12 protein-coding genes are annotated in these 13,046 nt (G+C 38.8%); 7 read left to right on the forward strand and 5 right to left on the reverse strand.

Annotated features, from left to right (window positions below):
* Positions 1–16: 16 nt before the first annotated feature.
* Complete coding sequence (gene priA / locus H4J76_RS00210; protein ID WP_182229895.1) at positions 17–2,233, reverse strand: primosomal protein N'; 2,217 nt, start codon at positions 2,231–2,233, stop codon at positions 17–19.
* Positions 2,234–2,488: 255 nt separating this feature from the next.
* On the opposite strand from priA, the gene rpmE reads away from it, so the two are divergent.
* The 6 genes from rpmE (at position 2,489) to alr (ending at position 7,722) form a co-directional block, all read left to right on the forward strand.
* Positions 2,489–2,701, forward strand: a complete 213-nt coding sequence (gene rpmE / locus H4J76_RS00215) for a 50S ribosomal protein L31 (protein WP_070374999.1) — start codon at positions 2,489–2,491, stop codon at positions 2,699–2,701.
* Between the two features lie 241 nt (positions 2,702–2,942).
* On the forward strand, positions 2,943–3,479 hold the full coding sequence (locus H4J76_RS00220) for an RNA polymerase sigma factor (RefSeq protein WP_182230057.1): 537 nt from the start codon (positions 2,943–2,945) through the stop codon (positions 3,477–3,479).
* Positions 3,476–4,012 carry a hypothetical protein gene (locus tag H4J76_RS00225; protein WP_182203265.1) on the forward strand — a complete coding sequence of 179 codons (537 nt, stop codon included), beginning with the start codon at positions 3,476–3,478 and terminating at the stop codon, positions 4,010–4,012. The genes H4J76_RS00220 and H4J76_RS00225 overlap by 4 nt, the downstream gene beginning before the upstream one ends.
* A 24-nt stretch (positions 4,013–4,036) precedes the next feature.
* On the forward strand, positions 4,037–4,987 hold the full coding sequence (locus H4J76_RS00230; protein WP_182229896.1) for a DUF4097 family beta strand repeat-containing protein: 951 nt from the start codon (positions 4,037–4,039) through the stop codon (positions 4,985–4,987).
* 138 nt (positions 4,988–5,125) lie between these two features.
* Positions 5,126–6,544, forward strand: coding sequence for a replicative DNA helicase (gene dnaB / locus H4J76_RS00235; protein WP_070374997.1), 1,419 nt, complete (start codon positions 5,126–5,128; stop codon positions 6,542–6,544).
* A complete protein-coding gene (gene alr, locus H4J76_RS00240; RefSeq protein WP_182214753.1) occupies positions 6,544–7,722 on the forward strand; it encodes an alanine racemase in 1,179 nt (392 codons plus the stop codon). The genes dnaB and alr overlap by 1 nt, the downstream gene beginning before the upstream one ends.
* A 210-nt stretch (positions 7,723–7,932) precedes the next feature.
* On the opposite strand, the gene H4J76_RS00245 is transcribed toward alr, so the two are convergent.
* The 4 genes from H4J76_RS00245 to zur form a co-directional block, all read right to left on the reverse strand.
* On the reverse strand, positions 7,933–8,397 hold the full coding sequence (locus H4J76_RS00245; protein WP_070374995.1) for a chemotaxis protein CheX: 465 nt from the start codon (positions 8,395–8,397) through the stop codon (positions 7,933–7,935).
* A gap of 75 nt (positions 8,398–8,472) precedes the next feature.
* A complete protein-coding gene (locus H4J76_RS00250; RefSeq protein ID WP_182229897.1) occupies positions 8,473–8,994 on the reverse strand; it encodes a DUF6702 family protein in 522 nt (173 codons plus the stop codon).
* Complete coding sequence (locus H4J76_RS00255) at positions 8,994–11,345, reverse strand: M1 family metallopeptidase (protein WP_182229898.1); 2,352 nt, start codon at positions 11,343–11,345, stop codon at positions 8,994–8,996. Before H4J76_RS00255 ends, H4J76_RS00250 begins: the two co-directional genes overlap by 1 nt.
* A gap of 161 nt (positions 11,346–11,506) precedes the next feature.
* Positions 11,507–11,944, reverse strand: a complete 438-nt coding sequence (gene zur, locus H4J76_RS00260) for a zinc uptake transcriptional repressor Zur (RefSeq protein WP_070374992.1) — start codon at positions 11,942–11,944, stop codon at positions 11,507–11,509.
* A 285-nt stretch (positions 11,945–12,229) separates the two neighbouring features.
* Here zur and H4J76_RS00265 point away from each other — a divergent pair, with 285 nt between their 5' ends.
* Positions 12,230–13,030: an enoyl-CoA hydratase-related protein gene (locus H4J76_RS00265; RefSeq protein WP_182229899.1), complete on the forward strand. Its 801-nt coding sequence runs from the start codon at positions 12,230–12,232 to the stop codon at positions 13,028–13,030.
* The last annotated feature ends 16 nt before the right edge of the window (positions 13,031–13,046 follow it).

Here is a 13,046-nt window from a genome sequence, read left to right on the forward strand (position 1 = left end):
GGCTTATTACTTAAAGTTACCAACTTAAATCAAGTGGATCAACATCTACTGTCCAGCGTACTTTTTTCTGCCATTCATTCTGAGAAATAGCGTTAATCAGCTGATAAATAGCAAGATGAAGTTGCTTGCGTGATTTAGCTTGTACAATTAAATGATAGCGATATTTACCTGCTTTTTTTTCCATCGCAGCTGGCACCGGACCGGCAAATTGGCAGCCATCAAAAGTAAATTCGGTTAATGCACTGAGAAATTTTTCAGGATAAGAAGGATAGTTAGCTTCTGCCCGAAAAAGTGCTTGATAACTAAACGGTGGTAATAAGGCCTGTTTGCGCTCAGTTAACGCATATTTAGCAAAGTGTGGGTAACCGTTGTTGACTAAATCTTGCAGTAATGGATGTTCAGGGAAGTTGGTTTGTACTAAAACTTTGCCAGGCTTACTTTCTCGACCTGCACGGCCAGCAACTTGCACTAATAATTGTGCCATGTGCTCGGCAGCACGAAAGTCAAAACTAAAGAGTGCACCATCAACGTCTAACACTGCAACCAGTGTTACATCAGGGAAGTGATGCCCCTTCGCCAACATTTGTGTACCAATCAGTAACTGATGTTTTTTATCACTGACTTCTTGTAATAATTTTGCTAATTCGCCTTTTTTACGAGTACTGTCGCGATCTATTCTTACGGTACTATAGTCAGCAAAAAGTTCGCCGATGCGCTCTTCTAATTGTTCTGTACCTTGCCCCATAGGTTTAATACGAACACTTCCGCAACTAGGACACTGGTATGGGATACGCTTTTGACTACTACAGTGGTGACAAATTAATAATTTTTTTCCTTGGTGCAAAGTATAAGGTTTATTACAACGCTGACAATCGGCTACCCAGTGACACTCTTGACAATTAATCGCTGGCGCATAACCACGGCGATTTAAAAATATTAAGGCTTGTTCACCGCGTTTAAGTGTTGTTTCAATCGCCTTTTTTAACGTACCTGATAAGCCATGTTCCATTTGCTGTTGGGCAACATTAATAAGACTGATTTTGGCTTGAGTACTTTGACCGGGTCTTTTAGTTAATTGATGATATTGATATTTACCCGACAATGCATTTTGTAGCGTTTCTAAACTAGGCGTGGCACTACCGAGTACAATGGGAATATTTAACTGACCCGCGCGTAAAATAGCAATGTCGCGCGCGTGATAACGAAAACTGTCTTGTTGTTTAAAAGAGCCATCGTGCTCTTCATCAACAATAATTAAACCTAAATGATGTAGCGGCGCAAAAACAGCTGAACGCGTGCCAATAATTATTGCGGCGGTGCCCCGTTGTGCAGCCAGCCAAGTTTGTAAACGTTCTTTGTCGTTTAATCCTGAGTGGTGCAAGCAAATAGGTAAATTAAAGCGTTGTTCAAACCGACTGAGCATTTGTGGTGTTAGACCAATTTCAGGCACTAATACCAGTACTTGTTTATTGGCGGCGAGAGTTTTTTCCATCGCTTGTAAATAAACTTCGGTTTTACCACTACCGGTGACACCGTCTACTAAATGACAAGAAAACTGCTCAAAGGACGCTTTCACCGCTGAGACAATAACCGCTTGTTCAACGGTTAAGGTTAGCTTTTCACTCTCAGCTAAAGCGTCTTGGTGATAGACAAAGGTTTCAGCTTTTTGTTGCCTTTCTTCAATTAACTTTTTCTTTTCAAGCGTATTTAATTGTGCTTTTGTATAGCCTAATGTTCTAATTTCTGCCCAAGTTAGCCCTGGGTGGGTTTTAATGACATTATACAGTTCGGCTTGTTTTGGGGCTCGCTTAACTATTTTTTCTAATACCAGCTTTTCTTCACTGTCTTGCTCAAGCAAGAAACAATGCCAAGTGGTCGCTAAATCAATAGTAGGTTGCTCAATTTGACGAAGCAACACGGGAAGAGCCAGTTGTAGTACGTCTCCAATCGGGTGATGATAATAATCAGCACAGCGCAGTAAAAACTTTAACAGCGCGGGAGGAAAACGAAAGTTGTCATTGACTAAGCCAATAATCGGCTTAAGTTTTTTGTCGTCAATATCGCAGACTTCACTGGTACTTATAATAATACCAATAACTTCTCTATGACTAAAAGGTACGATCACTCGTGCGCCTATTTGAATCTCGTCACTACTGATGCTTTTTGGCACGATATAAGTAAATAACTGACGCATAGGTACAGGAATAGCGACTTGAATATAACTAACCTGCATAACGAGTACTTTTTTGACGATAATTAAGCTTATTCTGCCGACTTGTTGTTAATATGCCAAGTACGATTTTATAGAAAGTTTAACTTTAATCACCTTAACGGATTAATTGTTCATTTTTTAGCAATTAGTGTCATTAGGCTATTGCTAAGCATGTGTCGATGATTTAAAATTCGCCTCCATTATTTTTAACTCGTATGGTGCTTAGCAGCAATAATGACTGACTAAGTGGCGATACGGCCTTATACAGAGGTTTCTATGAAAGACGGTATTCATCCTAATTATGTTGAGTTCAAGGCAACTTGTTCTTGCGGTAACATCATCGTAACTCGTTCTACAGCGAAAAAAGATATTCACTTAGACGTATGTTCAGCTTGTCACCCATTTTACACGGGCAAACAAAAAGCTGCTGAGACCGGTGGTCGTGTTGATAAATTCAACAAACGTTTTGGTGCACTTAGTAGCAAGTAATTTTGCGCTAAAATCAAAATGTAAAAAAAAGCGTCGTAAGACGCTTTTTTTATGCCTAAAAATCCATTGAAATACCATTCAGCTTTGCTACGTTCTCAAAAAAGATAATATTTTTCGCTTTTCTTTAAACCCTTTTCATAAATACTGTATCTTACTTTATAACGACACCATTATTGAGAGTTAACCTTTGGATAATCCGAAAGTTATTAACATTAAAAACTGTGCTGAACCGCCGACCACTATTGCTGTAAACCGTGCAAAAGAACGTGCAATTATTAGTCGAGCACAGCAGGGTGATCAGCAGGCTTTTTATCAACTTTATCAGCAGTATCATCGTAAAGTTTATGCTATTTGCTGGCGTATGCTTGCAGATAAGGATAGTGCCGAGGATGTTTGCCAAGAGGTTTTTGTACAACTATGGCAAAAAATAGCTAATTTTCGTGGTGAAAGTAAATTTTCTACTTGGTTACACAGTGTTACCAACAATATTGTACTTGGACACTTGCGCAAACATAAAAACTGGTTGCAACGTATCTTTAGTATCGAAGATCAAACCATGGCAGATATTGCCGTAGAAATGCCAGATAGTGCGGGTCTAACCGAATTAGATAAACATATAGCTCGTTTACCTGAAAGAGCTCGCTTAGTTTTTGTCTTGTTCGCGGTTGAAGGTTACCGCCATGAAGAAATTGCAAATATGCTCGACATGGCAGTAGGTACTAGTAAAGCGCAATACCATAGAGCTAGAAATTTGTTAATGGAGTGGATCGAGATATGAATAAATTATTATCAGAGCAAGCTTTACAAAAAGCACTGGCAAAATTACCTGATGAAATGACACCACAACGTGATTTATGGGCTGGTATTGAACGTGCAATTGAAGTTAAAACACAAGACAAACCCGTCTTTGTATCACCGGTGAAAAAAGTGTTTATGCCTACAGCATGGGCGGCATCTTTAGTGCTCGCAGTATTGGCTACTTGGTTTTCTTTTTCGCCTCAATTTTCAGAACAGCCGCTGGATTTAGCGCAACAAAATAACTCACCCCTGACCTTAGTAACTGCAATGCAAGAAAATTTTAAGCATACCAAGCAATCGATGTTGATTAGCTTTGGCCAGCCTAAAATATCGGCACTGCCAAAAGAAATTCAACAAGAGTTAATAAACCTAAGTTCAGCCCAAGCTACGATTGAAAAGGCTCTAAATGAAGACCCAAGTAATAATGATTTACTTAATTTATTACGTTGGACCCAAAAACAAGAATTAGATCTATTAAGCCAACTATACAGCCCTAAATGGCAGAGTATTTAAAGATAACACTATAAAGAGGTAGTTATGAGAGTTTTACAAAAAGTTATTCCGATGATGTTATTTTCAGCCGCTTGTTCAAGCTTTGCGGGTGAGCAGATAGACAAGTCATTACTGGTCAGTGATGTCAGTAGTGTAAATATTGAAAATTTACGCGGTAATATTACGGTTATTGGTTGGGATAAAAACACTATTTCGATAAAGGGAGAATTGGAAGACGACGCCGAAGGTTTACTCTTTAAGCAACAAGGATCGCGTGTAAAAATTAAGGTTGAGCTTGAAAATCATAGCAACAACTTCTGGGGTAACAATGCTAAAGGCTCAGTATTAACGATTCATATGCCTAAAAACATTCGTGTCAGGTTTGAGGGGATTGCCAGTGATATTAATTTTGAGAACTTGCATGCCAGCGCCGAAGCAAAAACAGTAAGTGGTAACATCAAAGCGGTAAATTTGAGTGAACGCATTGAATTAATTTCAGTTAGTGGTGATATTAACAGTAGCAAATTATCAGGGAAAGTGAGTTTGTCGAGTGTTAGCGGTAATATTAAAGATCGTCAGTCACGTGGACGTTTAAGTTTGCGCGTGGTCAGTGGTGAAATTGACGCGCAATCAACAGCAAAAGAAGTGACGATCGAAAATGTCAGTGGCGATATTAACATAGGATTAAATGATATTGACGAACTTACCGTTGCAAATGTCAGTGGCGATCTTTCAGCAACGTTATCGTTAAATGATGGTGGTGTCGTTAAAATGTCTAGTGTTAGTGGCGGTTTAGCATTAAAGCTACAGAAAAATGTTCAAGCAAGCTTCAGATTATCAGCCAGTGCTGGTGGTCAGATCACTAATAAAATTACCACGCAAAAATCAAATAAAGCTAAGTATGGACCAAGCTCAAAATTAGACTTTGAAACCGGTAGTGCCAACGCGAACGTACGTGTAAATACGGTAAATGGCAATATTAGCGTCAGCAATTAATTTTTATGACTCTGGCATTGAAAATAGAACGAGTTAGGGCGCTTTCTGGCTCGTATTTATATTCTGTTTCAAAGTAAATTCTGCTAATCTACCAAAAGTTTTAATCTCGCATTTGCGATAGAGTTTTAGGGTATATAAATGGCAGAGCGCAAGCCAAATAAATTTTTCAAAGATAAAAAGTATTCTCAAGATAGTCAAATGAATGCTTTAAAAGTTCCACCTCATTCGCTTGAGGCAGAGCAATCTGTATTGGGCGGTTTATTGCTCGATAACGAGACGTGGGATCGTGTTGGCGAACGTGTTGTCGCTCAGGATTTTTATAGTCGTTCACATCGTATTACTTTTGAAACCATAGCTGCGTTAATTGAACTAGGCAACCCTGTTGATTTAATTACCTTATCTGAAGCTTTAGAAAACGAGCAACGACTTGAAGATGCTGGTGGCTTTGCTTACCTTGCCGAAATGATGAGGAATACACCCAGTGCGGCCAATATCACCGCTTATGCCGACATCGTTCGTGAACGTGCAGTTACTCGTGAAATGATCAGTGTGGCAAATGAAATTGCTGAAGCGGGTTATGATCCTCAAGGCCGTGCTAGTGCAGAGCTTCTCGATTTTGCTGAAACTAAAATATTTGCTATCGCGGAACAACGGGCTAACAAGTCCGAAGGGCCAGAAAACATTACCTCAGTACTAGAAAAAACAGTCGATCGTATTGAACAACTTTGTTCATCGCCAAATAATGGTGTTACCGGTGTTTCTAGTGGCTTTTCTGATTTAGATAAGATGACCGCTGGTTTTCAAAAGTCAGATCTTATTATCGTTGCTGCACGTCCATCAATGGGTAAAACTACCTTTGCGATGAACATCGCAGAAAACGCGGCGATGACTGAAGATAAACCCGCATTGATTTTTAGTTTAGAAATGCCTGCAGAACAACTGATGATGAGAATGCTAGCCTCATTAGGCCGTATTGACCAAACCAAAATTCGTACGGGGCAATTAGGTGACGAAGATTGGGCGCGTTTATCATCAACCATGGGGTTACTTATTGATAAAGGTAAGATGTTTATTGATGATGCCGCTGGTTTAACGCCAACCGATGTTCGCTCTCGTGCGCGCCGTATTGCCCGTGATCACGGTGGTATAAGTATGATCATGATCGATTACTTACAGTTGATGCGCGCGCCACAATTTGCTGATAACCGCACCTTAGAGATTGCCGAAATATCACGGTCATTAAAAGCATTAGCTAAAGAATTACAAGTGCCGGTTGTGGCACTGTCTCAGCTAAATCGTAGTTTGGAGCAACGTTCAGATAAACGGCCGATTAACTCGGATCTTCGTGAATCAGGCTCTATTGAGCAAGATGCCGATTTGATCATGTTTATCTATCGTGATGAGGTTTATCACGATGATTCAGAGTTTAAAGGTATGGCAGAAATTATTATTGGTAAACAACGTAACGGCCCTATTGGTCGTGTTCCGTTGACTTTCCAAGGACAGTTTTCTCGTTTTGATAATTATGCCGGCCCGCATGTATTAGATGAAGATTAATGGCATTAACGACTGCAACGGCAATTATTAATTTATCTGCGCTCAAGCACAACTTAGCGCAGATAAAATCACTTGCACCGACAGCAAAGGTGCTAGCCGTTTTAAAAGCTAATGCCTATGGCCATGGCCTTGAACGCATTGCGCACGCATTGTTTTCTGAGCAAGCTAAAATAAATGAACACGGTCATTCATCGATCACCGCTGATGCTATTGCCGTGGCAAGAATTGATGAAGCGCTGGCATTACGGTCTTCAGGTATTACTCAACCGATTGTCTTGCTCGAAGGTTTTTTTAATGCAAAAGACTTAGCGATACTTGCGGTCAATAATTTACAAACGGTTATTCATAACCATCAACAACTTGATGCTCTTTTATCGGCAACGCTTCCTTCTCCGTTAAAGGTTTGGCTAAAAATCGATACAGGTATGCACCGTTTAGGTATAAATCCAGAGGAGTTTAGCCATTTTTATCAGCAATTAACGGACTCAGTAAACGTTCAAAAAAATATTGTGCTAATGAGTCACTTAGGTTGTGCTGATGATAAAAGCAATCAGGCGACTCGCCAACAAATATCACTCTTTGAAAAAGTAACGTTAGGCTGTAACGAAGAACGAACATTGGCAAACTCTGCCGGTATTTGTGCATGGCCAGCAAGCCATTACCAATGGCTTCGCCCCGGTTTATTATTATACGGGATTTCTCCTTTACCCTTTGAAAGTAACGCAGCAAATTTATCAACTTGTGCGCCAGAGAGTGCTTTGCACAATAAAGATATAACCTTGGATGTTCTGCCAGTAATGACGCTGAAGTCAAGTTTGATCGCCGTACGTGAATTAGCCGCTGGCGAATCAGTCGGTTACGGTAATGCTTGGACAAGTGAGCAAAAGACTATTATTGGTGTTGTTGCCATTGGTTACGGTGATGGTTACCCTCGGCATGCTAAAAATGGCACACCTGTTTTGGTCAATGGACGAAGGGTTCCTTTGGTAGGAAGAGTATCAATGGATATGATCACTGTTGATTTAGGGATAAATGCACAAGAACAGGTTGGCGATGTTGTGACTTTGTGGGGAGAGCAATTATCTGTTGCCGAAATAGCGCTATGTGCAACTACCATTCCCTATGAGCTCTTATGTAATATTACTCGCCGTGTACAAATTACCTTGTCAGCGCAGTAAAGGTCTTTTTTAAATACTAAGTAAACTACTCATCTTCTTGGTAAAGTCGCCAAAAATTCATTTACAGCGCACTTAACCGCCACTGTTTATTATAATGTCATTAATTGTCAGTTGTTATTGAGTCAATAAACTAAATATAGCGTAAAAAATAAAAAACCTCGTTTATTGCTAAACGAGGTTTTGGTCTATGACTACAAATTACTTAATTCACTATTTATCGAAACTGAACTCAATAAAAGCTTTACCAAATTCAGAATTTAACGGAATAATAATGATAGGGCCATCAGCTTTATGGTGAATAGTATGGTTTTGACCAGAAACAACCATAGGCGTTGCCATGTCAAATTCAAAGCCTTTTTCGCTCAGCATACGCTTAGCGCCACCGGTGACCATATTAGTAATTTCACCGACTAAATCGGTAATTTCTTCATTGATTTCGTCAGGACCTTCGCCAACCATTTTTTTCATGGTGGCCAGTGCTAACTTTCCTTCAAAAGTAATTGATAGTGAGCCTTTTGTTTGAGCGCTCACCATACCAATTAAACCAGAAACATCGCCCATAGCAACTTCATTTTTTTTCAAACGAGGTTTTTCAGGTACTAATTCCATTTGTGCCATAGTAGACATTACATTGAGCATTGAAGATAAAAAAGGGTTAATAAACTCTACATTCATGAATGTTTCCCAAGGGCTTAGTTATACTAGTCATTTTATTTTGCATGTTAATTTAGCAAATGTAAATCGTTCCTACTAGTTATTGTTTTTTATTATCGCAATTTTAACTGATTTCGAAAAAGTTAAGCTGCCAATAATTGTTTCGTCTTTATAATTTACAGTATTTACTTGCTTAGGGTAAGTATCGATGAGTAAATCATTTTTTACCACTAATCCGGATAAAAAGTTTTCAAAATTAGCTTCTTGGTAAATATAAACATTACCTTTAGCGACTTCTAAACCTATCCAATTGAGCTTGATTGGCTGTTTTTTATTATCTTGAACATCAATAAGTTGGAAATGTGCTTCAACATAGTTTTGAATGAACTTTTCGTATTTAGGATGCTCAGCTGAAAAGCGTATTTGCTGTTGCTCAGCAATAGCAATAGCATTATCAATATCGTGAGCCGTAAATTGATGAATAACTTCTATGTTATGGGTTCTTGGATTAACTGATAAATCAGTTAATCCAAAGAAGTATCGGTGGGCTGCGCTTGAAAGCGCAACGCCACACAATAAACAAAAAACAAAGCTTTTAAATAATGAGGTTTTTGACATTATTTATCTTCTTCTTCCTTGTCTTCTTTTTCGTCATCAGCTGACTTTAATTTAACATTATAGTCACGCATCATGTCTTTTTTCTTACGTTTGTATAATTCAAAGCTTGATTTAATAGGGCGTGCTGGCCAGTAGTTATTGTTAACATCTACATCGGCTGTTTCCCAGTTTGGATCAATAGCGATAGCGGTAATCTCTTTGTCAGTAATAAATAATTTAGAAACATTTTTACTGTTTTTACGCCAGATTTCTGCAGGAATATGTACTTGTTCTGTTGTTTTATCTGCAAAAGTTAATTGGACAATAATAGGCATGACCAAGCCACCCTTATTTTCAAAATCAACGATGTAGAAATTTCTTTCATCAACAAGGAGATCTTTTTGCCATTGTTCTAACTTTTTATTTGCGCTGTTATAGGTATTACGTGCTTTATTGGTTGCCGTAAATTTATCATGCTCATTGTAAAAGTCTAACAATTCAGGCTTGTCAGTTGTTCTAAGCCATTGACCTTTATCACGAAGGTCACTAATAAATGTTGGCTTTTCACTCTCTAAGGCACGATTCCAAGCGGCTTCTGTATCAGGGTTTTGGCTATCAGGACGATATAAATGAATATTACCTAAAGCGATATCAACATGATCTGTTGTGTAGAACCAACCACGCCAGAACCAATCTAAATCAACGGCTGATGCATCTTCCATGGTGCGGAAAAAGTCTGAAGGTGTTGGGCGTTTAAACATCCAACGTTGTGCATATTCCTTAAAGGCAAAATCAAATAATTCTCGGCCCATAACGGTTTCACGTAAAATATTTAATGCTGTTGCTGGCTTACCATAGGCATTATTACCAAACTGAAGAATTGATTCAGAGTTGGTCATAATAGGTACCTGGTTAGTACTTTTCATGTAATTAGTAATGTCAGCAGCATGACCACGGCGTGAAGGATAACCTTCTTCCCATGCTTGTTGTGCTAAAAACTGTAGGAAAGTGTTTAAACCTTCATCCATCCAAGTCCATTGACGTTCATCAGAGTTAACGATCATTGGAAAGTAGTTATGACCCACTTCGTGAATAATTACTCCAACTAAGCCGTATTTAGTACCACGAGAATAGGTTTTTTCACCCGTTTCTTTGTCAAGTGTTGGGCGAGGACCATTAAAAGTGATCATCGGATATTCCATGCCACCAACGGGTCCATTGACTGAAATTGATACTGGGTATGGGTAAGCAAAGGTGTATTTATTATACTGTTGCATGGTATGGATAATAGCTTCAGTGGAGTACTTTTCCCATAATGGATTACCTTCATTAGGGTAAAAAGACATCGCCATGGTATCGGTACCGCCTTCTTTATAACCTTGAGCGTCCCAAATAAATTTACGGCTTGATGCGAAAGCAAAATCACGAACATTTTTAGCTTTAAAATGCCAGGTTTTCGTTTTTGTTGAGCGAGATTTTTCGTTTTCAAGTGCTTCATCAACGGTAACTATAAGCACAGGTTTCTTTGCGTTTTTAGCTTGTTCTAAGCGTTTACGCTGTGTTTTTGTTAAGACCTTGCTTTCATTTTGTAACTCACCGGTAGCGGCAACAATATGGTCAGCAGGAACGGTGATCTTAACGTCGTAATCACCAAATTCTAAAGTGAATTCGCCGTTACCTAAAAACTGCTTATTTTGCCAGCCCATAACGTCATAGTATGCTGCTGCGCGAGGAAACCAGCCAGCAAGCTCATACAAATAGTTATCGTCTTCTTTAAAGTATTCGTAACCCGAACGGCCACCTAACACTTTTTGTTCATGAAGCTTATAGTTCCACTTAATATTTAATTTAACATCATCGCCGGATTTTAATGCCTTAGGTAAGATAACGCGCATCATTGTGCCGTTAATTACATAGTCAAGAGCACTACCGTTTGATGCTGTAACTGCAGTAATTGTATTACCACCATCAAATTCAGTTGACTCGATAGCGCCACGCAACCCGCTATAAGTTATTTTTTTACTAGGAGCTGTCGCTGTTAAGCGATTATCAGAGTCACGTTTTAAGCGGTTTTGATCTAGCTGTATCCACAAGTAGCGTAAAGTGTCAGGTGAATTATTGGTATAACTCATTGTTTCGCTACCCGTTAAGGTTTGCGTTTTATCATCAAGTTGAATATTAATTTTATAATCAACTTGTTGTTGCCAATACTGGTGACCTGGTGCGCCTGATGCAGTTCTGTAAGTGTTGGGTGTTGGTAAAGATTCTTCTAATTGACGAAATTTATCGCTACTAATGGTGTTTTTCGCTATTGCGCTACCACTGGCAACAACAAATAAGCAAATTAACGCTGACTTGATTGAATATTTCATAGGCTTCCTGAATATTTTATAATATGGGCATGTTTAACCGTGTACTTATAGCATAAATAAGTTCACTGAGTTAAGGGGGAGGGTACTTCTTATGCGACCAATAGCTCTAAATATGAGTTTAATGGGGGTGTTAAAGTTATTATTACTCCTGAATAATAACGCTATTTACTGCAACTTTGACAAGCACCATGCGCTTCAACAATTTGATGGCTAATGGTAAAGCCGGTTGCATCTGCCATCGAGCGTAAAGCTAAGTCTAAATTAGACGATTGAATTTCTTCAACATGTCCGCAACGGTCACAAATAAGTAATTGCACGGGATGATTACATTCACTGAAATGATGGCACATCACAAAAGCATTTATAGACTCAATCTTATGAACAAAGCCCTGCTTACCAAGGAAATCTAAAGCACGATAGATGGTTGCTGGTTTTGCTGCTGGGTCAATTAGCTTTAATTCGTCAAGCAAATCATAAGCACCAATAGCACCGCTATGTCCGGTTAATAGTTTAAATACTTGTTCGCGAGCCAAAGTAAATCGTGCACCACGCTTCTTGCAAGACTCTTTTGCTTGTATTAATAATTCTTCTGCATTCATTATGAGTTAGGTACTTGCATGATTGGGTTACTTTTTAGCAGTTTAACACAGAGATTTTGATGATGTAATATGCTTGAAAGGTTAATTACTTAACCTTTTAAATTAAAAGCGTGTTGTTGGCACTCTCAACGTTTACGAAAATGTAATGTAATATTTGATAGTTGGATAACAGCTAAGTACCAAGATAAAATTCACTTTACTGGTTTAGCAATTTTATCTTGCCCTCTTCGATACCTACGTGTCATCTTTAATCAATAAGAATAAATTTTTTACTATGGACTGAACATGCCTGAATTTGAATATTTAGATTTAACGCTCCAAAATAATGTCTTACATTTACAACTTGTACGCCCGAATAAGGCGAACGCGATGAATAAAAAAATGTGGTTTGAAATTGGTGACGCTTATCGTTGGATAAATAACCAAAACGATATTCATGTCGTGGTATTGAGTGGCAAGGGGAAACAATTTTCATCGGGCGCCGATATCAACTTTTTATTAGACGTTATGGCGTCAACACAAGATTGCCAAAATGATAAAACAGCGCACTTGAGGGCTGAAATCATTAATATGCAACAAGCATTTTCAGCGATTGTTGATTGTTCTATTCCAACAATCGCAGCGGTCCATGGTGTATGTATCGGGGGGGCGGTTGATTTAATTTCGGCATGCGATATTCGTTTAGCGTCGATGCGGTCTTACTTTAGCATTTTGGAAACGCAATTAGGTATACCTGCAGATATGGGAACATTGCAACGCTTGCATTTTAATTTACCCGATGGCCGATTACGAGAATTAGCATACACTTCGGCTATTTTCTCAGGACGTCAGGCAAAAAAATGGGGCATGATTAATGAGACCTATTTAACACGTAAGCGTTTAATGAAAGCTGCTTTCAGTTTAGCCAACCGCATTGCTTTATTACCTAATTATGCCGTAAAAGCGACAAAACGCAGTTTAAATGTAAATACCGATACTATTGTGGCTAATGGCTTAAGTGCCGTTGCCGACTTAAACGCAGAATTACTGCAGTCTCCACAAGCAATGTTGACAATGGAAGAGCTCAAACGAAAACTGAAAAAGTGATATAAAATCAAGTCAT

The sequence above is a fragment of the Colwellia sp. BRX9-1 genome, from assembly GCF_014077195.1.
Taxonomy (GTDB): domain Bacteria; phylum Pseudomonadota; class Gammaproteobacteria; order Enterobacterales; family Alteromonadaceae; genus Colwellia_A.

Bases quoted from the DNA above. Each gene is read 5' to 3' on its own strand.
- H4J76_RS00225 (WP_182203265.1), top strand. From the start codon at position 3,476: ATGAATAAATTATTATCAGAGCAAGCTTTACAAAAAGCACTGGCAAAA.
- H4J76_RS00245 (WP_070374995.1), bottom strand. From the start codon at position 8,397: ATGAATGTAGAGTTTATTAACCCTTTTTTATCTTCAATGCTCAATGTA.
- alr (WP_182214753.1), top strand. From the start codon at position 6,544: ATGGCATTAACGACTGCAACGGCAATTATTAATTTATCTGCGCTCAAG.
- zur (WP_070374992.1), bottom strand. From the start codon at position 11,944: ATGAATGCAGAAGAATTATTAATACAAGCAAAAGAGTCTTGCAAGAAG.
- H4J76_RS00230 (WP_182229896.1), top strand. From the start codon at position 4,037: ATGAGAGTTTTACAAAAAGTTATTCCGATGATGTTATTTTCAGCCGCT.
- dnaB (WP_070374997.1), top strand. From the start codon at position 5,126: ATGGCAGAGCGCAAGCCAAATAAATTTTTCAAAGATAAAAAGTATTCT.
- H4J76_RS00255 (WP_182229898.1), bottom strand. From the start codon at position 11,345: ATGAAATATTCAATCAAGTCAGCGTTAATTTGCTTATTTGTTGTTGCC.
- H4J76_RS00250 (WP_182229897.1), bottom strand. From the start codon at position 8,994: ATGTCAAAAACCTCATTATTTAAAAGCTTTGTTTTTTGTTTATTGTGT.
- priA (WP_182229895.1), bottom strand. From the start codon at position 2,233: ATGCAGGTTAGTTATATTCAAGTCGCTATTCCTGTACCTATGCGTCAG.
- H4J76_RS00265 (WP_182229899.1), top strand. From the start codon at position 12,230: ATGCCTGAATTTGAATATTTAGATTTAACGCTCCAAAATAATGTCTTA.
- rpmE (WP_070374999.1), top strand. From the start codon at position 2,489: ATGAAAGACGGTATTCATCCTAATTATGTTGAGTTCAAGGCAACTTGT.